This window comes from Pseudomonas sp. BB438 (genome assembly GCF_057180225.1).
The window spans coordinates 4,774,915-4,792,698 of record NZ_CM170001.1 but is presented as its reverse complement, the minus strand read 5'-3'; the positions used below and the strand labels follow the sequence as shown (position 1 = coordinate 4,792,698).

At 65.9% G+C, this 17,784-nt stretch carries 18 protein-coding genes; 16 read left to right on the top strand and 2 right to left on the bottom strand.

Going from position 1 to position 17,784, the window contains the following annotated elements; translation table 11 throughout:
- Positions 1-99 precede the first annotated feature (99 nt).
- Entirely contained in the window at positions 100-1,284 is a 1,185-nt protein-coding gene (locus AC1ZV1_RS21970; RefSeq protein WP_484293611.1) for a thiolase family protein, read from the top strand.
- A 156-nt stretch (positions 1,285-1,440) separates the two neighbouring features.
- On the opposite strand, the gene AC1ZV1_RS21965 is transcribed toward AC1ZV1_RS21970, so the two are convergent.
- On the bottom strand, positions 1,441-1,650 hold the full coding sequence (locus AC1ZV1_RS21965) for a DUF6316 family protein (RefSeq protein WP_081519197.1): 210 nt from the start codon (positions 1,648-1,650) through the stop codon (positions 1,441-1,443).
- Between the two features lie 293 nt (positions 1,651-1,943).
- Here AC1ZV1_RS21965 and AC1ZV1_RS21960 point away from each other — a divergent pair, with 293 nt between their 5' ends.
- The 15 genes from AC1ZV1_RS21960 to AC1ZV1_RS21890 all read left to right on the top strand — a co-directional run bounded on the left by AC1ZV1_RS21960 (position 1,944) and on the right by AC1ZV1_RS21890 (position 16,975).
- A complete protein-coding gene (locus AC1ZV1_RS21960) occupies positions 1,944-2,582 on the top strand; it encodes a peroxiredoxin (RefSeq protein ID WP_484293610.1) in 639 nt (212 codons plus the stop codon).
- 273 nt (positions 2,583-2,855) lie between these two features.
- Complete coding sequence (locus AC1ZV1_RS21955; protein ID WP_484293609.1) at positions 2,856-3,869, top strand: aliphatic sulfonate ABC transporter substrate-binding protein; 1,014 nt, start codon at positions 2,856-2,858, stop codon at positions 3,867-3,869.
- Positions 3,870-3,872: 3 nt separating this feature from the next.
- On the top strand, positions 3,873-4,694 hold the full coding sequence (locus tag AC1ZV1_RS21950; protein WP_484293608.1) for an ABC transporter permease: 822 nt from the start codon (positions 3,873-3,875) through the stop codon (positions 4,692-4,694).
- Positions 4,694-5,446 (top strand): ABC transporter ATP-binding protein, encoded by a 753-nt coding sequence (locus AC1ZV1_RS21945; protein WP_484293607.1) that lies wholly within the window; start codon positions 4,694-4,696, stop codon positions 5,444-5,446. Before AC1ZV1_RS21950 ends, AC1ZV1_RS21945 begins: the two co-directional genes overlap by 1 nt.
- A gap of 193 nt (positions 5,447-5,639) precedes the next feature.
- On the top strand, positions 5,640-6,233 hold the full coding sequence (ssuE, locus tag AC1ZV1_RS21940) for an NADPH-dependent FMN reductase (RefSeq protein WP_169940776.1): 594 nt from the start codon (positions 5,640-5,642) through the stop codon (positions 6,231-6,233).
- Positions 6,234-6,367: 134 nt separating this feature from the next.
- Entirely contained in the window at positions 6,368-7,336 is a 969-nt protein-coding gene (locus AC1ZV1_RS21935; RefSeq protein WP_484293606.1) for a sulfonate ABC transporter substrate-binding protein, read from the top strand.
- 243 nt (positions 7,337-7,579) lie between these two features.
- Complete coding sequence (ssuD, locus tag AC1ZV1_RS21930; protein ID WP_484293605.1) at positions 7,580-8,728, top strand: FMNH2-dependent alkanesulfonate monooxygenase; 1,149 nt, start codon at positions 7,580-7,582, stop codon at positions 8,726-8,728.
- 148 nt (positions 8,729-8,876) lie between these two features.
- Positions 8,877-9,647: an aliphatic sulfonate ABC transporter permease SsuC gene (ssuC, locus tag AC1ZV1_RS21925; protein WP_484297603.1), complete on the top strand. Its 771-nt coding sequence runs from the start codon at positions 8,877-8,879 to the stop codon at positions 9,645-9,647.
- Positions 9,644-10,456, top strand: coding sequence for an aliphatic sulfonates ABC transporter ATP-binding protein (gene ssuB / locus AC1ZV1_RS21920; protein WP_484293604.1), 813 nt, complete (start codon positions 9,644-9,646; stop codon positions 10,454-10,456). The genes ssuC and ssuB overlap by 4 nt, the downstream gene beginning before the upstream one ends.
- Before the next feature lie 44 nt (positions 10,457-10,500).
- Positions 10,501-10,716: a TOBE domain-containing protein gene (locus AC1ZV1_RS21915; protein ID WP_017517652.1), complete on the top strand. Its 216-nt coding sequence runs from the start codon at positions 10,501-10,503 to the stop codon at positions 10,714-10,716.
- 261 nt (positions 10,717-10,977) lie between these two features.
- Positions 10,978-11,397, top strand: a complete 420-nt coding sequence (locus tag AC1ZV1_RS21910) for an MAPEG family protein (protein ID WP_484293603.1) — start codon at positions 10,978-10,980, stop codon at positions 11,395-11,397.
- Positions 11,398-11,514: 117 nt separating this feature from the next.
- Positions 11,515-12,474, top strand: a complete 960-nt coding sequence (locus AC1ZV1_RS21905; RefSeq protein ID WP_484293602.1) for a DMT family transporter — start codon at positions 11,515-11,517, stop codon at positions 12,472-12,474.
- A gap of 189 nt (positions 12,475-12,663) precedes the next feature.
- On the top strand, positions 12,664-13,185 hold the full coding sequence (locus AC1ZV1_RS21900; protein WP_484293601.1) for a sigma-70 family RNA polymerase sigma factor: 522 nt from the start codon (positions 12,664-12,666) through the stop codon (positions 13,183-13,185).
- Positions 13,182-14,132, top strand: a complete 951-nt coding sequence (locus AC1ZV1_RS21895) for a FecR family protein (protein WP_484293600.1) — start codon at positions 13,182-13,184, stop codon at positions 14,130-14,132. The genes AC1ZV1_RS21900 and AC1ZV1_RS21895 overlap by 4 nt, the downstream gene beginning before the upstream one ends.
- Positions 14,133-14,416: 284 nt before the next feature.
- Complete coding sequence (locus AC1ZV1_RS21890; protein WP_484293599.1) at positions 14,417-16,975, top strand: TonB-dependent receptor; 2,559 nt, start codon at positions 14,417-14,419, stop codon at positions 16,973-16,975.
- Between the two features lie 57 nt (positions 16,976-17,032).
- On the opposite strand, the gene aqpZ is transcribed toward AC1ZV1_RS21890, so the two are convergent.
- Positions 17,033-17,713, bottom strand: a complete 681-nt coding sequence (aqpZ, locus tag AC1ZV1_RS21885; RefSeq protein ID WP_484293598.1) for an aquaporin Z — start codon at positions 17,711-17,713, stop codon at positions 17,033-17,035.
- Positions 17,714-17,784 lie beyond the last annotated feature (71 nt).

Here is a 17,784-nt window from a genome sequence, read left to right as displayed (position 1 = left end):
ATACGGCTGGTGAATGATCGTCGCCCTGTGTCCTCACTGGCGCCTATGCTCGGGGCCACACCATCCTCCCCAACGAACAACAAGCAACGAGGTTTCCCCATGCGCGAAGTGGTGATCGTCGACAGCGTCCGTACCGGCCTGGCCAAGTCCTTCCGTGGCAAATTCAACATGACCCGTCCGGACGACATGGTCGCCCATTGCATCGACGCGCTGCTGGCGCGTAACCACCTCGACCCGCTGCTGGTGGACGACTGCGTGGTCGGCGCCGGCTCCAACGAAGGCGCCCAGGGCCACAACATCGGCCGTAACGCGGCGGTACTGTCCCGTCTGGGCACCCATGTCGCCGGCATGACCCTGAACCGCTACTGCTCCTCGGGCCTGCAGGCCATCGCCATCGCCGCCAACCAGGTAGCCTCCGGCTGCAGCGACATCCTGGTGGCCGGCGGCGTCGAGTCCATCACCCTGACCATGGGCAAGCAGAACCTCGACAACTTCGTCAACCCGCGCCTGAAGGACGAGTTCCCCGGCATCTACTACCCGATGGGCCAGACCGCCGAGATCGTCGCCCGTCGCTACAACGTCACCCGCGAGCAGCAGGACCTGTACGCCCTGCAGAGCCAGCAGCGCACCGCCCGCGCCCAGGCCGAAGGCCTGTTCGACGATGAAATCGTGCCGATGAGCGTGAAGTACCTGGTGGAAGACAAGGCCACCGGCGAGAAGAAGGTGCTGGATGGCGTCGTTGATCGCGACGACTGCAACCGTCCGGAAACCACCCTCGAGGGTCTGAACTCGCTGAAGCCGGTGTTCGCCGAGGACGGTTCGGTCACCGCCGGCAACGCCTCGCAACTCTCCGACGGCGCCTCGATGACCCTGATCATGAGCCTGGAGAAGGCCCTGGAGCTGGGCCTCAAGCCCAAGGCCTTCTTCCGCGGCTTCACCGTCGCCGGTTGCGAGCCGGACGAGATGGGCATCGGCCCGGTGTTCTCGGTGCCCAAGCTGCTCAAGGCCAAGGGCCTGCAGGTCGCCGACATCGACCTCTGGGAGCTCAACGAAGCCTTCGCCTCGCAGTGCCTGTACGCCCGCGACCACCTCGGCATCGACAACGAGAAGTACAACGTCAACGGCGGCTCCATCTCCATTGGCCACCCCTTCGGCATGACCGGCTCGCGCCAGGTCGGCCACCTGGTGCGCGAACTGCAGCGCCGCAACCTGCGCTACGGCATCGTCACCATGTGCGTGGGCGGCGGCATGGGCGCCACCGGCCTGTTCGAGGCCGTTCGCTGAGGCACCCGGCTCTCCCCACGCAGGAGAGCCGAACGCAAAAAGCCCCGGCAGCGATGCCGGGGCTTTTTCTTTGCCCGGCGCTTGAGCCGGGGCCATCCGCAGGCAAAAGAAAACCCCGGCCAGCGGCCGAGGTTCTTGCGGTTGAACCGGTGGCGATCAGCGTCCGACGCGGGCGAACAGGTCGGATGCCTGTTGCATGCGGGTGATGTACAGCATCACCTCTCGCTCGGCATCGAAGCGGGTGAAGTAGGGCCCCTCGAGGGTCCCCTCGCGGGTCGAGAAGAAGTACTGGCCATTGACCGCACTGATCCGGTCGCTGCGGTAATGGGTGGCCGCCTGGCCGTCGCCGACGCGTTGTCCCAACATGAGCTGACCTCCCGAACGAAAGGATTAATTGAATCGAGTGTATGTCGCAAAGCCCCGTCTCGCCTGGGCTGCGAAGGAATGTCGACGAACGGCAGCCATTCGTTTCAGCGGTGAAACACTCGCTCGAGTGGGCTTCACATTCCCTTGACTATGCTCAGTGTCCGGCGGCCGCTGCCGCCGGACAGGGTCGAAAAATTCATGTTTATTTTGGTTATAAGAAAATCAAAATATATTCTTTTTAATGCGTAAAGACCTTGTGCATAGTGCTTACCAACACGAACAAGGAGAGACCCATGAGCTTGCGACTTGGCGACATCGCCCCCGACTTCGAGCAAGAATCCAGCGAAGGCCGCATCCGTTTCCACGAGTGGCTCGGCAACAGCTGGGGCATTCTGTTTTCCCACCCGGCCGACTTCACCCCGGTGTGCACCACCGAGCTGGGCCTGACCGCCAAGCTCAAGGACCAGTTCGCCGCCAAGGGCGTGAAGGTGATCGCCCTGTCCGTTGACCCGGTGGACTCCCACGTGAAGTGGATCGACGACATCAACGAGACCCAGAACACCGTGGTCAACTTCCCGATCATCGCCGACGCCGACCGCAAGGTGTCCGAGCTGTACGACCTGATCCACCCGAACGCCAACGACACCCTCACCGTGCGTTCGCTGTTCGTCATCGACCCGAACAAGAAGGTGCGCCTGACCATCACCTACCCGGCGAGCACCGGGCGCAACTTCAACGAGATCCTGCGCGTCATCGACTCGCTGCAGCTCACCGACAACCACAAGGTCGCCACGCCGGGTAACTGGCAGGACGGCGACGATGTGGTGATCGTGCCCTCGCTCAAGGACGAGGACGAGATCAAGCAGCGTTTCCCCAAGGGCTACCGTGCGATCAAGCCCTACCTGCGCCTGACGCCGCAACCGAACAAGTGATCCGAAGTGGCTGCGCGTCGGCCAGCCTGCGTTGCCAACGACAGCGAGCTGCTCATGTGCTGTAGCACACTCCGCGCTCACTGCCGCTGGCGCCTTGCCTGGCTCTAGCTCGCGCGTTTCGGAGAGCGGAGTTTCAACCTCGAGCGGAAATCGGGCCGGTTCGCCGGCCCATTTTTTATCTTTCATGCGCGGACCACGCCGCGCCTTTTTATTCAAGCTCTGACTTGCCCGCCAAACGGGAAGAAGACGTCAGCCCACGCCAAGGAGAAGACCATGGGTCATTCCACCTGGCGCCGCAGCCTGGCCGTCGCTCTTCTCGCGAGCCTGCCGATCGGCGCCTACAACAGCCCCGCCAATGCCGCAGACGCCCCGAAAGAGGTGCGCCTGGACTACGCCTACTACGCGCCCACCAGCCTGGTGCTCAAGCACTTCGGCTGGCTGGAGAAATCCCTCAAGCCGCAAGGCACCGAGGTGCGCTGGGTGTTCAGCCAGGGCAGCAACCGCTCGCTCGAATACCTCAACGCCGGCAGCACGGATTTCGCCTCCACTGCCGGTCTCGCCGCTGTGCTCAGCCGCGCCAATGGCAGCCCGCTGAAGACCGTCTACATCGCCAGCCGCCCGGAGTGGACTGCACTGGTGGTGCCCAAGGATTCGCCGCTGAAATCCATCGCCGACCTCAAGGGCAAGAAGATCGCCGCCACCAAGGGCACCGATCCCTACCTGTTCCTGCTGCGCAGCCTGCAGCAGGCGGGGCTGGACAAGAACGACGTGGAGATCGTCCACCTGCAGCACCCGGACGGCCGCGCCGCGCTGGAGCAGGGCAGGGTGGACGCCTGGGCTGGCCTCGACCCGCACATGGCGGCCAGCGAGCTGCAGGCCGGTTCGCGGCTGCTGTACCGCAACGTCGACTTCAACAGCTACGGCGTGCTCAGCGTCACCGAGACATTCGAGCAGTCACAGCCGGAGCTGATCAAGCAGGTCATCGCCGCCTATGAAGAAGCGCGCCAGTGGGCCGTGGCGCACCCGGAGGAGACTGCGAAGCTGCTCGCCGAGGAAGCCAAACTGCCGCTGGAGGTGGCCAAGCTGCAACTCTCGCGCACCGACTTCAGCAAGCCGTTGCCGGGTGCCGAACAGGTCGCCGCACTGAAGGCTGCCGCACCCATCCTGCTGGACGAACAACTGGTGCGTCCGGGCACCGATGTCACCGCCGTGGTCGATCAACTGATTGCTCCGCAACTGGCGGGCGAAGTGATCGGCAAGCCCGCCGTCGCCACGGCGGGGCAATAACCCATGCCTGCCCAGAGCCTGCGCCTGGCACGCCAGCGTCGCGCACTGAGGCTGCGCTGGCCACGGCTGAGCTGGCGTGCCTGGCTGGTACCGCTGCTGCTGTGCGCGGTACTGGAGTTGTCGGTGCGTGTCGGCTGGCTGGCCGAGCACCAGATGCCGGCGCCCAGCAGCGTCGCGCTGACCCTCTGGCAACTGGCGCAGGGCGAGCTCTGGAAACACGTCGCCGCCAGCCTGGCGCGGGTCGCTGCCGGCTTCTTCATCGGTGCCGCGGCGGCCGTGCTGTTCGGTACCTGGGTGGGCCTGAGCCAACGCGCCGAGGCCTACCTGGAACCCACCTTCCAGGCGCTGCGGGCCATCCCCAGCCTTGCGTGGGTGCCCTTGCTGCTGCTCTGGCCGGGCATCGACGAAACCCCGAAGATCGTGCTGATCGCCCTGGGCGCCTTCTTCCCCGTCTATCTCTCGCTGGTGGCCGGCGTGCGCAACGTCGACCGCAAATGGGTGGAGCTGGGCCGGTTGTATCACCTGTCAGCCTTTGCCCTGGTGCGGCGCATCCTCCTGCCGGCGGCGTTGCCGAGCCTGTTCACCGGCCTGCGCGGCGCGCTGAGCCTGAGCTGGATGTTCCTCGTCGCTGCCGAACTGATCGCCGCCACCCGTGGCCTGGGCTACCTGCTCAGCGACGGCCGGGAAACCTCGCGGCCGGACATCGTCATTGCCGCCATCCTGGTGCTGGCGGTGCTCGGCAAGCTCAGCGACAGCCTGCTCAAGGCGCTGGAGCAACGTGCGCTGGCCTGGCGCGACACCTTCACCGGCCATGGAGACAACTGATGAGCGCCCTGCTGGAACTGCGTGATATTCGCAAGAGCTTCTCCGGCGTGCGGGTGCTGGACGACGTCAGCCTGAGCCTGGCGCCGGGCGAGGTGGTCAGCCTGCTCGGCCCCAGCGGCTGCGGCAAGAGCACGCTGCTGCGCATCGCTGCCGGGCTCGACGATGCGTTTTCCGGCTCGCTGGAGCGCAATCCGCTGCTGGGCTTCGGCCCGGATGGCGACAGCGGCCGTGGCGGTGGTGGCGTCGGCGTGGTGTTCCAGGAACCGCGCTTGCTGCCCTGGCTGAGCGTGGCGCAGAACATCGGCTTTGCCGACGGCTGGCTGGCGGACGACCACCGCATCGAGCACCTGCTGCGCGATGTGGGGCTGGAGGGCAAGGGCGGCTTGCTGCCCAAGCAACTTTCCGGCGGCATGGCCCAGCGCGCGGCCATCGCCCGTGGCCTTTATGGCCGGCCGCAGGTGCTGCTGCTGGACGAACCCTTCAGCGCAGTGGACGCGTTCACCCGCATCCGCCTGCAGGACCTGATCCAGCAACTGGCGCTGGAATACGACATCAGCATCCTGCTGGTCACCCACGACCTCGACGAAGCGTTCTATCTCAGTGATCGCGTTCTATTGCTGGGCGGCACACCCAGCCGACTGCGCCGTGAGTTTCCCGTCCCGCTGCCGCGCCCGCGTGACCGACGCGCCGTGGAACTGGCCTTCCTGCGCGGTGAAGCGCTGACCGAGCTGCACCAGTCTCACGTCATCTGACGCCCACCAGTTCCTCCAGCGATGCACCCTGCCCGCGGTTCGCGCGCAGGGTGTGCTCGTTTATCTAACAAAAATGCATAACCAAATGAATAAATAACATTTATTGGAATATGAGGTTGCCTGTTAAGGTCTATGCACATTGGTTAGCAGGGCGGCATTTGTACCGCTCTGATCGTTATAAGGAAGCGTGCAGATGTATGTAGTCACCCTTGCCGGCAGCCCGAGCCAGCGTTCCCGTTCCGGTGTCCTCCTGGACGTCGCGCGGAACTGGCTGCACGCCCACGGCGCCGAGGTGCGCTCCTACAGCGTGCACGACTTCCCGGCCGAAGACCTGCTGCATGCACGCTTCGACAGCCCGCGGGTCGTCGAGCTGATCGAGCAGGTGCTGCGCGCCGACGGCCTGGTCATTTCCACCCCGGTGTACAAGGCATCCATCGCCGGTGCGCTGAAGGTCATCCTCGACCTGCTGCCGGAGCGGGCGCTGGCGCACAAGGTGGTGCTGCCCCTGGCTACTGGCGGCAGCAACGCCCACATGCTGGCGGTGGACTATGCGCTCAAGCCGGTGCTCGCTGCGTTGAAGGCCCAGGAAACCCTGCACGGCGTGTTCGCCGAGGAGAGCCAGGTGCAATACCCCGAGGGCAATACCCCGGCGCGCCTGGAATCCACCCTCGAACACCGTCTGCTGGAATCCCTGGAACAGTTCCACGGTGCCCTCGCGCGCCGCCCGAAACCCATCGACCCGAACCTGCTCAACGAACGGCTGATCAACGCCCGCTGGAGCATCTGACCGACACCTTCAACGCAGGCGAACGCCCAGCCCCAACCCGGCAAGCGTCCCCCGCGTCATACAAGAAAAGGCCCTCACCGTCCCGACAACGGGACCGCAGGTCCGGCAAGCACACTCGATAAAGGAGCACTCCCATGCGGACCCTCACTTTGCGTAGTGGACTGGCGGCCCTGCTGATCGCGGCCCTGTCCTACAACGTCCAGGCAGACGAACAACCCGGTACCCTGCGTATCGGCTACCAGAAGTACGGCACCCTGGTGCTGCTCAAGGCCCGTGGCACGCTGGAGAAGCGCCTGGCCGAGCAGGGCGTCAAGGTGCAATGGACCGAATTCCCCGGTGGCCCGCAGTTGCTGGAAGGCCTGAACGTCGGCAGCATCGACTTCGGCGTGACCGGCGAAACCCCGCCGGTATTCGCCCAGGCCGCTGGCGCCGATCTCGTCTACGTCGCCCACGAGCCGCCGGCGCCGACCAGCGAAGCGATCCTCCTGCCCAAGGACTCGCCGATCAAATCCGTCGCCGAGCTCAAGGGCAAGAAGGTCGCCCTGAACAAGGGCTCCAACGTGCACTACCTGCTGGTGCGCGCCCTGGAGAAGGCCGGCCTGAAATACACCGATATCCAGCCCGTCTACCTGCCGCCGGCCGACGCCCGCGCCGCCTTCGAGCGTGGCAGCGTGGATGCCTGGGTGATCTGGGACCCGTACCAGGCCGCCGCCGAGAAGCAACTCTCCGCCCGCACCCTGGTGGATGGCACCGGTCTCGTGGATAACCACCAGTTCTACCTGGCGACCCGCCCCTATGCGACCAACCACCCGCAGGTGATCACCACCCTGATCGACGAAGTGCGCTCGGTGGGCGAGTGGTCACAGCAGAACCCGCAGCAGGTCACCGACCAGGTCGCGCCGCTGCTCGGCCTGTCGGCGGACATCACCTTCACCGCGGTGAAACGCCAGGGCTACGGCGCCCAGCCGATCACCCCGGAGGTCACTGCCGCACAACAGAAGATCGCCGACACCTTCACCCAGCTGAAGCTCATTCCCAAGCAACTGAGCATCAAGGACGTGGTGTGGACGGCGCCGGCCAAGGTGGCCGCCGCTAACAATTGATTCACCTGGTACTGCCCTCTCCCTAACCCTCTCCCTGAAGGGAGAGGGGACCGGATCGGCGCCGGCTGAAGCTGATGTGTCAGCCGGCTCGGATAGCTCCCTCTCCCTTCAGGGAGAGGGCGGGGAGAGGGGCTCTCGATGGTGCAGAAAGTTGGGACCGCGAGAAGCAAAGCAACACGAAACACACCAAACCCATCATCGCGCGGCTACGCCACGCCGGCGCGCTTATCTGGAGTTACTGCGATGAGTCTCAACATATTCTGGTTCCTGCCGACCCACGGCGACGGCCACTACCTGGGCACCGCCGAAGGCGCCCGCGCCGTGGACCACGGTTATCTGCAACAGGTCGCTCAGGCTGCCGACCGCCTCGGTTTCGGCGGCGTGCTGATCCCCACTGGTCGCTCCTGCGAGGATTCCTGGCTGGTCGCCGCCTCGCTGATCCCGGTGACCCAGCGCCTGAAGTTCCTGGTCGCCCTGCGCCCGGGCATCATTTCCCCGACCGTGGCCGCCCGCCAGGCCGCAACCCTCGACCGGCTCTCCGGTGGGCGCGCGCTGTTCAACCTGGTGACTGGCGGTGACCCGGACGAGCTGGCCGGTGACGGCCTGCACCTGAGCCACGCCGAGCGCTACGAAGCCTCGGTCGAGTTCACCCGCATCTGGCGCCGCGTGCTGGAAGGCGAGACCGTCGACTACGACGGCAAGCACCTGCAGGTGAAGGGCGCCAAGCTGCTCTATCCGCCAATCCAGCAGCCGCGTCCGCCACTGTATTTCGGTGGCTCTTCCGATGCCGCCCAGGACCTCGCCGCCGAGCAGGTCGAGCTTTACCTGACCTGGGGTGAGCCGCCGGCCGCCGTCGCCGAGAAGATCGCCCAGGTGCGCGAGAAGGCCGCCAAACAGGGGCGCAGCGTGCGCTTCGGCATCCGCCTGCACGTGATCGTCCGCGAGACCAACGAGGAGGCCTGGCAGGCCGCCGACCGCCTGATCTCCCATCTGGATGACGACACCATCGCCCGCGCCCAGGCCTCGCTGGCGCGCTTCGATTCCGTCGGCCAGCAACGCATGGCCGCCCTGCACGGCGGCAACAAGGACAACCTGGAAGTCAGCCCCAACCTGTGGGCGGGCGTCGGCCTGGTACGTGGCGGCGCGGGCACCGCGCTGGTGGGCGATGGCCCGACCGTGGCGGCCCGTGTGAAGGAGTATGCGGATCTCGGCATCGACACCTTCATCTTCTCCGGCTACCCGCACCTGGAAGAGTCCTACCGGGTTGCCGAACTGCTCTTCCCGCACCTGGAACTGGCCCAGGCTCAGCCACCGCAGGCGCGTGGCTACGTCAGCCCGTTCGGCGAGATGGTCGCCAACGACATCCTGCCCAAGGCTACCTCGGCCAGCTGAGGGCCGGACCAGCGGGGCGGCGTTTCGGCGCCGTCCAACGGGTGAACGTGACATGCAGGCGCGGGCCATGCCCGCGAAGCGTCGAAGGTCGCGGGCATGGCCCGCTCCGACGGGAGAACGGAAAGTGAGCAACAAGAACGTCAATACAATCGCCCAGCGCCTCGCGCCCTGGGCCCTGCCGGTGGGCCTGGTGGTCATCTGGCAGCTGGCGGTGGAATTCGGCTGGCTGTCCAGCCGCATCCTGCCCGCGCCCAGCGCCGTGGCCGAAGCCGGCTACCACCTGGTGGTCAGCGGCGAGCTCTGGCAACACCTGGCGATCAGCACCTGGCGCGCCGCCGTCGGCTTCGTCATCGGCGGCAGTATCGGCCTGGCGCTGGGCCTGATCACCGGCCTGTCGCAGTGGGGCGAACGTTTCCTCGACAGCTCGGTGCAGATGATCCGCAACGTGCCACACCTGGCGCTGATCCCGCTGGTGATCCTGTGGTTCGGCATCGACGAGTCGGCGAAGATATTCCTGGTCGCCCTTGGCACGCTGTTCCCGATCTACCTCAACACCTACCACGGTATCCGCAACATCGATCCGGGCCTGCTGGAAATGTCCCGCAGCTACGGGCTGTCCGGCTTTGCGCTGTTCCGCCAGGTGATCCTGCCGGGGGCGCTGCCCTCGATCCTGGTGGGCGTGCGCTTCGCCCTGGGCTTCATGTGGCTGACCCTGATCGTCGCCGAGACCATCTCCGCCAACTCCGGCATCGGCTACCTGGCGATGAACGCCCGGGAGTTCCTGCAGACCGACGTGGTGGTGCTGGCGATCCTGCTCTACGCCGTGCTCGGCAAGCTCGCCGACCTTGCCGCCCGCGGCCTGGAACGCATCTGGCTGCGCTGGCACCCGGCCTATCAGGTCAAGGGAGGTGCGGCATGAACGCAGTCAATCAGCTGCCCCAGCAACTCAAGAAAGGCATCCCGCTGGCGCTGGAAGACGTGCGCAAGCGTTTCGGCGAACGCGAAGTGCTCAAGGGCATCGACCTGCGGATTCCGGCTGGCCAGTTCGTCGCCATCGTCGGCCGCAGCGGTTGCGGCAAGAGCACCCTGCTGCGCCTGCTGGCTGGGCTGGATGAGGCCAGCGACGGCCAACTGCTGGCTGGCTCCGCGCCGCTGGAAAGCGCCCGCGAAGAGACCCGCCTGATGTTCCAGGACTCGCGCCTGCTGCCCTGGAAACGGGTGATCGATAACGTTGGCCTGGGCCTCAAGGGCGACTGGCGTCCGAAAGCGCTGGAAGCGCTGGCAGCGGTGGGCCTGTCCGACCGCGCCAACGAGTGGCCGGCGGGCTTGTCCGGTGGCCAGAAGCAGCGCGTGGCCCTGGCCCGTGCGCTGATCCACCAGCCGCGCCTGCTGTTGCTCGACGAGCCGCTGGGCGCGCTGGATGCCCTGACTCGCATCGAGATGCAGCAACTGATCGAGAACCTCTGGCAGCAGCATGGCTTCACCGTGCTACTGGTCACCCACGATGTCAGCGAGGCCGTGGCCATCGCCGACCGGGTGATCCTCATCGAGGAGGGCGAGATCGGCCTGGACCTCAACGTCGAGCTGCACCGCCCGCGTGCCCGTGGCTCGGCGAGGTTGGCCGCGCTGGAAGCCGAAGTGCTCGAGCGCGTGCTGTCGCTGCCGGCCCAGCCGCCCGAGCCGGAACCTGTATCCCCACTGCCCACGCAATTGCGCTGGGCGCTCTGATCCAACGTTCGTTCGAAGACCCCATTCTCCCAAGGAGCTACGCCATGACCATTAAAGCCATCAACGTCCGCAACCAGTTCAAAGGCACCATCAAGGAAATCGTCGAAGGCGATGTGCTGTCGGAAATCGACGTGCAGACCGCTGCCGGCATCGTCACCTCGGTGATCACCACCCGTTCCGTGAAGGAGCTGGAACTGGCCATCGGCAGCGAAGTGATCGCCTTCGTGAAGTCCACCGAGGTCTCCATCGCCAAGCTGTGAGTGCGGCGCTGGAACTCAACGGGCAGCCCGGAAACGGGCTGCCCGTTTTTCTTTTGCACGACCGCTTCCGGCACGCACCGGGTGCTTTTGTAGGATGGGTGGAGCGCAGCGATACCTATGCTGTCGGCGCGAGGCTCGATGGGTATCGCAAGCTCCACCCATCCTACGAGGAGCCCACCGTTGCGCCGGTAATTCGTGCCTAGAGCAATTGCTCTACTTCCCCTAGACTCCGCTCACACCAACAAGAGAAAGGAGTCCCGCATGTCCCTGAGTCCCTCTGCCTTCGCGTTGCTCGGCCTGGTCGCCTGGACCGTGCTGCTGGTCCTGCTGCTGGTCAACCAGCGCGGCCTGCTGGTGATGTCCGGCCGCATGAAGGTCAACGTCTTCGCCGCCGATGGCAGCAATACCCCCGGCACCTTTGGCCAGCGCCTGGTGCGCGCCCACGCCAACTGCGTGGAGAACGTGCCGTTGTTCTGCGCCGTGCTGCTCTACGCCATGGTCACCCAGCAGGTGGTGATCACCGACCCGCTGGCGCCGACCCTGCTGGTCGCGCGCATCGTTCAGTCGGTGGTGCATCTGCTCAGCACCTCGGCGCTGGCGGTGTGGGTGCGCTTCGCCGCCTTCTTCGTCCAGCTGATCATCCTGATCTGGTGGCTGCTGCGCCTCTCGACCCTGATCTGACTCCCTGCAACGCCGCGTTGTCGGCGGATGACCGGAACAGTTGCACAGCGCAACTGTTCCTATGGGGCGATACCGCCATGACATAGCATGGCGGACCGCACACGCGTCGAGGCTCTCATGCACGTTTCATCCGGCCGCTGGCAGTTCGGTCTGTTCCTGGCCCTGGTCACCGCCGTCCTCTGGGGCATCCTGCCGATCAAACTCAAGGAAGTCCTGAAGGTCATGGACCCGATCACCGTCACCTGGTTTCGCCTGGTGGTGTCCGGTGGTCTGCTGCTCATCTACCTCGGTTTCACCCGCCAGTTGCCGCGCTTCTCGCCTCTGGGCAAGCGCGGCAAGGGGCTGGTGCTGGTCGCCATCCTCGGCCTGACCGGCAATTACGTCTGCTACCTGGTCGGTCTGCGCATGCTCACGCCGGGGACCACGCAACTGGTCATCCAGATCGCGCCGATCCTCCTGCTGCTGGGCAGCCTGTTCGTCTTCAAGGAGAGCTTCAGCGTCGGCCAGGCGCTCGGTCTCGTGGTGCTGATCGCAGGCTTCGGGCTGTTCTTCAATCAGCGCCTGGCGGAGCTGTTCGGCTCGCTCGGCGAGTACACCACCGGCGTACTCATCGTGGTCTTCGCCGCCTTCATCTGGACCTTCTACGGCCTGGCGCAGAAGCAGCTGCTGACGCAGTGGACGTCGGTGCAGGTGATGATGGTGATCTACCTCGGCTGCGGCGCGCTGCTCACGCCCTGGGCGCATCCGCTGGAGGCGCTGCACCTGTCGCCGTTGCAGGGCTGGCTGCTGCTGGCCTGCTGCCTGAACACCCTGGTGGCCTACGGCGCCTTCGCCGAGGCACTGGCGCACTGGGAGGCCTCGCGAGTCAGCGCAACCCTGGCGATCACCCCGCTGGTGACCTTCGCCTCGGTGGCACTGGCTGCCTCGCTGTGGCCGGACTTCGTGCGCCCCGAAGACCTCAACGGCCTGGCCTATGTCGGTGCGTTGCTGGTGGTCAGTGGCTCGGCGCTCACCGCCCTGGCGCCGTCGTTGCTGCGCAGCTACCGGGCGCGCAGGGCGCGTATCGCCAACGTCTGAGTTCCCCGAAGGCCGCCGCGAGGCGGCCTTTTGCTATCCATCGCTCTCGTTCGACTTCAATTTCGCAAATGATATGTATTATCATTTGTGCAATTCGATAGTTGCCGAAGGCCAAGCGCCTCGGCTCTGGGGGCGACGTGGTAGTGGGCAAGCATGGGGCAGGGCGGCGACGCCGGGAGGCGTGCGTCGATGGATGAGCGTTTCTCCCGTTCGGTGTCCCAGGCCTATCGCTCCTTCCACGGCGAATTGCTGCGCTTCCTGCGCAAGCAACTGGGCAGCTCGGCGGACGCCGCCGATCTTGCCCAGGACGCCTTCGCCCAGTGGCTCAAGTCTTCTTCGCGGCATGAAGTGGAGCAGCCGCGCGCCTTCCTGTTCCAGGTCGCGCGCAACCTGCTGCGCGACCACTGGCAGCGCTCCCGGCGCTTCGCCGGCGAGCCTGAAGAGGCCACGGACACTGACCAGCAACCGGCCGCCGAAGGGGGCGAACCCGTGGTGCAGTTCGAGCGACAACGCTACCTGCGGCAGCTTTCCACGGCACTGGACAGCCTGCCGCCGCGGCGCCGCGAGGCCTTCATCCTGCACAAGTTCGACGGCCTGTCGCAGCCCGAGGTGGCGCGGCGCATGGGGATTTCACTGAGCATGGTGGAGAAGCACGTCGCCAGTGCGCTGTTGCACTGCAAGCGACAGGTCCAGGGTGAGGGCGACACATGACGCCGCAAGAAGAACGCCAGCAGGTGATCGACGAACTGGCCGCCAAGTGGTTCAGCCGACAGCGCTCGGGTACCCGTGACGCCCGCGAGCGCCAGGCCCTTGCCGACTGGCTGGCGGAGGACCCGGCCCACGCGCGGGCCTATTGCGAGATCGAGCAGCTGTGGAGCGATCTCGACCAGATCCGCCGGCCTGTTATCGCGCCGCGCCGCCGGCCCCCTCTGCCCTGGCGCGGGCTCGCCGCCGCCAGTGTGTTCTGCGCGGCGTTGCTGCTGGCCAACGACTTCAGCGGTGGCCGCCTGGCTGATCCGCAGCAGGTGCAATCCACCGCACCGGGCGAGCAGCGCGAGGTGACGCTGGTCGACGGCACGCGGGTGTTCCTGGCGGCGGATTCGGCATTGCGCCTGGACTTCTCCGAGGGCTTGCGCGATGTGCAGTTGCTGCGGGGCGAGGCCTACTTCGAAGTGTCTCACGATGCAAAGCGCCCCTTCCGCGTGACCGCTGGCGACAGCCGGGTGCGGGTGCTCGGCACCGGTTTCGATGTGCATCGCGAGCGCGGCGGGCTGACCGTCGCCGTGCGCCACGGCAAGGTGGCGTTGCAGGCGCAGCTCGGTGCGTCGGGCGAGCAGACGCTGACGGCGGGCGACCGTGCCCGGTTGTCGAGCGGGGCAGGGGAGGCGCAGGTGGACCGTGTGCCGGTCGCCTCCATCGGCGCGTGGCGCGACGGCATGCTTGCTTTCCACAACCAGCCGCTGGGCGCGCTGGTGGACGAACTGTCGAACTACCGCGCCGCGCCCATCCGCCTGGGTGACGAGCGTCTCGCGCGGAAACCCATCTCCGGCAACGTGCGCCTGGCCCGCCCGGATGACTTCCTTGCTGCCTTGCCGGTGCTGCTGGAGGTGCGCGTGCAGCGCAAGTCCGACGGCAGCGTCGTGATCCTGCCGCGCTGATTTCCCGGCTCCTGCGCCCTGCCGCTCTGATGGCCCGCCGGGCAGCGTCTCTTGCAGGAGCGAGCTTGCTCGCGAAAGGACTCCCCGGCAGCAGCGGAGTGGGGCGGGTTCGCGAGCAAGGGCTGGGCGTCCCCCTCGCTCCTACAAAAATGCCCACGACCCAGCGTCGATTCTTTTTTTGAGAAATATTTTTATTTGCAGGTGTGGGTTTTTCTCGATTGAGGGTCTTCCCCGTCATTCGCTGCGAAACGCGCAGCGCTTTTCGACCCTGGGGAGGGCCTTGCATGCAGTCTCGTTTCAACTTCCCGTTCGCACGCCCGCTGGGCTGCGCCGTGCTGCTCGGCAGCCTGATGCTGGCCGAGTACAGCCGCGCCGCCGACTGGCAGGTCGACCTGCCGGCACAGCCGCTGAGTGAGTCCATCGGCAGCCTGTCGCAGCAGGCCGGCGTGCAGGTGCTCTACGACGCTGCTCAGCTCGAAGGCCTCAAGGCACCGGCGGTAAGCGGCCGCTACAGCATGCGCGAGGCGCTGGAACAGCTGCTCAAGGGCTCGTCCCTGGAGCTGGTGGAGGCGGGTGACGGTTTCGTGGTACGGCGCGCGGGCAAGGTCGATCGGTTCAGCGACAACGCCATCGAGCTGGATTCGCAGACCATCGTCGGCAGCGGCCTGTCGGTGGATTCCAGCAACGTCGGGCGTTCGACCCTGACCCGCAAGGACATCGAGCGTCTCCAGGCCGACAACATTCCCACCCTGTTGCAAACGCTGCCCGGCGTGAGCATGGGCGGCTCGCCCAAGCCGGGGGGGCAGACCGTCAACATCTGGGGCCTGGGCGATGCCGAGGACGTCCCCTTCACCCTCGACGGTGCACCCAAGAGCGGCTTCGAGCGCTACCAGCAGGGCACCGTGTTCATCGAGCCGGAGCTGATCAAGCGCATCGAGGTGGAGAAGGGCCCGCACTCGGTCTACAACGGCAACGGCGGCTTCGGCGGCACCGTGCACATGGAAACCAAGGACGCCCCGGACATGCTGCGTGACGACCAGAACGTCGGCGCCATGCTCAAGTACGGCTACCACTCCAACGACCAGCAGAAAATCTACAGCGGCGCTGTCTACGGCCGCACCGAGGACCGCAAGGTCGACGCGCTGGCCTACCTCACCGCCCGTGACGGCCGTGACATCAAGCTCGCCGGGCACATCCCCGATCCGAACGGCAACTACCCGATCAACCCCAGCCGCCTGCCCAACAGCGCCCAGGACCTCGACGCCGGGTTGTTCAAGCTGAACCTGCACCCGAACCTCGACAACGACATCAGCCTGGCCTACAGCCGCTCGCACAGCACCCGCTGGACGCCGTTCTCCTCGGCGTCCTACCCGACGCCACCGACCCAGTCGAGCATCGACCGCTACGGCTACGAGGCCGCGCTCAAGCGCCTGCTGGCGCACCGCGACACCACCGACACCACCTGGTCCGGCAAGTACGAATACCACCCTGTGGATAACCCACTGGTCGACCTGATGGTGCAGTACTCCGAGTCGCATATCGACCAGACCGACGAGCGCAATCCGGACGCCTTCTTCCAGGTCTCCACCGGTGGTCGCAAGATGGACACCGACTACAAGGACAAGGTGCTGGAGCTGCGCAACACCAGCCTGTTCGCCACCGGTCCGGTGCAGCACGCGTTCACCGTCGGCACGCAGTTCCACCGCCACACCCGCACCACCGACATGTACATCCCCGGTTCCACCTACAACACCGCGCGCTACAACTACGGCCATTTCCAGCCGACCTTCATGCCCAGCGGCAAGCAGAACACCAACAGTGCCTACATCCAGGACGCGCTGACCCTGGGCAGCGTGACCATCACCCCGTCGCTGCGCTTTGACCATGTACGCAACCAGGGCAAGGACAACGACGCGCCGCTCTACAACAATGCCGCGCAAGGCCACGACTACAGCGCGCAGACCTACAGCGGCTGGTCGCCGCGCCTGTCGCTGTTCTGGACCGCCACCGAGCGCCTGGGCTTCTTCGCTGACTACAGCCGCACCTGGCGCGCGCCGGTGATCGACGAGATGTACGAGGTGCAGAACAGCAGCACGGTGAGCGCCACCAGCCGGGATCTCGACCCCGAGCGCATCCACGCGCTGCGCTTCGGTTCGCTGGTCAACCTGCCGGACCTGTTCATCAACGGCGACAACCTGCAGGTGCGCACCACGCTGTTCCAGAACAAGATCAAGGATGAAATCTTCCGCACCCGCAGCGTCGGCTGCGAACAGCAGGCCATCGACAACGGCAGCATTTCCGGCAGCTGCGGCGCGTACCTGCCGCTGTCCAACTACCGCAACCTGCCGGGCGTGACCTACAAGGGCTTCGAGATCGAGAGCTTCTACGACAGCCCCTGGCTGTTCGGCGGGCTGTCCTACTCCTGGGTGACCGGCCAGCACGAGGGCGCCTACAGCAATCCCTGGGGCCCGAACGTATGGGCGCGCGACGTGCCGCCGGCCAAGTGGGTCGCCACCCTGGGCACCAAGATCCCGGCCTGGGACGCGCAGATCGGCTGGCAGGGCGAGTTCGTCCGCAAGACCGACCGCCTGCCCAGCGACAAGTACTCCGGCGGCATGGGCACCAGCGTCGGCGACATCTTCTGGGACCAGACCGTCAACGACAGCTACGACACCCACCGCGTGTTCGCCAGCTGGAAGCCGCGTCGCCTGGGCCTGGAGAACACCGAGCTGAACTTCACCGTCGACAACCTGTTCAACCGCGACTATCACCCGGCGCTGGCCGGCGACAGCGTGTATAGCCAGGGCCGCAACGCCAAGTTCAGTCTTACCCAGTACTTCTGATCCGCCAATCAAACGGGCGCCCGAAGGCGCCCGTTATCGGAGTCGCGAGTGCCGGGCTCAGACGGCGTTCGGGCGCACCGCACGGTAGGTCAGCGCACCGATCACGCCGCCCGCCAGCGGTCCGAACCAGAACAGCCACAACTGGTGCATGAACAACGGGTCGGCGAAGATCGCCACGCCCAGGCTGCGCGCCGGGTTTACCGAAGTATTGGTGATCGGCAGGCTGATCAGGTGGATCAGCACCAGGGTCAGGCCGATGGCCAGCGGCGCGAAGCCGCTCGGTGTGCGAATGTCGGTGGCACCCATGACCACGAACAGGAGGAACGCGGCCAGCAGGACCTCGATCGCCAAGGCTGCCTGCAGGCTGTAACCGCTGGGCGAGCCTTCCGCATAGCCGCTGGCGGCGAAGCCGGCCAGCGCATCGAAGTCAGGCTTGCAGGAGGCGATGGACAGGAGCACGGCACCGGCCAGTACACCGCCGATGACCTGCGCGGTGATATAGGGCAGCACGATATCCCGGTGGATGCGGCCACCGGCCCACAGGCCGAGGGTGACGGCGGGGTTGAGGTGGCACCCGGAGATCGGGCCGATCGCGTAGGCCATGGTCATGACCGTCAGGCCGAAGGCCAGGGCGACACCCAGCACGCCGATGGCGTGGAACGCGAAGATGGCGCTCCCGCAGCCACCGAACACCAGCCAGAACGTGCCGATCATTTCGGCAGAGAATTTGCGAAGCATGCTGCCTCCAGAGGCAATGGGAACCCTCGGATTGGGGCAAGCGCATGCTAGGGAGAGGGGACCGGGGGTGG